Source organism: Streptomyces sp. 5K101, from assembly GCF_046506645.1.
Taxonomy (GTDB): Bacteria; Actinomycetota; Actinomycetes; order Streptomycetales; family Streptomycetaceae; genus Streptomyces.
In genome coordinates, this window is record NZ_JBKFFO010000062.1 from 1 (window position 1) to 1,422 (window position 1,422).

Genomic DNA, 1,422 nt, shown 5'->3' on the forward strand with positions numbered 1-1,422 from the left:
CGTCGAGAGGGCATCTGACGAGTGCGAGCTTCTCATGATCTGGGCCGGGTTCCGGTGCGTTTCGACGAGCCGAACCTCGTGCCGTGCGCCGGTCTGCTTGCACCGGCTCTTCTTGCCCAGCGGACCGGCCTGGCAGAACTTGTCGAGAGCCGTGTGCACTTGCAGTCCCACGGAGCACATGGCGGGGCGAAGGCGCTGACGGTGATCGGGGCGATGCTGGGTGGGGGCGACTCGATCGACGACACCGCTCTGCTGCGAGCAGGTGCGGCTGGTGAGGTCTTCAACGCCACCCGCGCCCCTTCCACCGTGGGCACTTGGCTGCGGTCCTTCCGCTGGCACAACATCCGCCAACTCGACGCCGTCTCCCGTGAACTCCTCAAGCGCCTGTGGGCCGCAGGCGGCGGCCCCGCCGACCTGGCCGGCCCTTTGACCATCGATCTGGACTCCACCATCGTTCCGGTCTACGGACGGGCCAAGCAGGGCGCCGCCTTCGGCTACACCAAGACCCGCGGCTACCACCCGCAACTGGCCACCCTGGCCCAAAGCGGGCAGGTCCTCTTCTCCCGCCTGCGGGGCGGAAACGCCGGTGCCGCCCGCGGCGCGAAATCGTTCCTGACCGAGACCGTCAGCCGCACCCGCCACGCCGGAGCATCCGGGCAGCTGACCGTCCGCGCCGACTCCGCGTTCTACTCCAAGGACGTACTGCTGACCGCCCGCAAGCTGGACGTGCACTTCTCCATCACCGTCCGCCAGGATCCGAAGATCAAGGCCGCGATCGCGGCCATCCCCGACGAGGCATGGACGCCGATCCCGTACTGGCTGTCCACCCCCGAGGTCTCCGGAGCGGACGTCGCCGAGACTTCCTACACCTGCTTCGCGCACACCAAGACACCCCTCACAGTGCGGCTGATCGTGCGCCGGGTCCGTCCCACCCCCGGCTCCCAGCTGGCTCTGTTCACCGCCTACGACCACCACGCGTTCGTCACCGACCGCACCGGCGACCTCCTCGAGCTCGAGGCCGACCACCGCCGGCATGCCGTGGTCGAGAAAACCATCGCCGAGCTGAAGTCCGCCGGCCTGGCCCACCTGCCCTCAGGCCGATTCACCGCCAACGCGGCCTGGCTCGCACTGGCAGCCATGGCCCACAACCTCGGCCGCGCGGTCGGCATCCTCGCCGGCCACGACCTGACCCGGGCCACCGCCGCCACCCTCCAACGCACCCTGTTCACCGTCCCGGGCCGACTCGTCCACACAGCCCGACGCCTTCACCTGCGACTCCCTGCCCGATGGCCCTGGGCCACAGCGTTCACCGACGCCCTCACGGCCATCACCGCACTGCCACGACACGGCTGACCCCACTGCCACCGTCCCTACGACCAGGAACCCGGAGAGGCCGGCAGACCGGCAGGTTCCGCACGCCCT

General features: G+C 69.7%; 1 protein-coding gene. It reads left to right on the forward strand.

The annotated features are described in order from the left end of the window. Positions 1 to 54 precede the first annotated feature (54 nt). Positions 55 to 1,353: an IS1380 family transposase gene (locus ACLB9X_RS34350; protein ID WP_410364335.1), complete on the forward strand. Its 1,299-nt coding sequence runs from the start codon at positions 55 to 57 to the stop codon at positions 1,351 to 1,353. Positions 1,354 to 1,422: the final 69 nt, after the last annotated feature.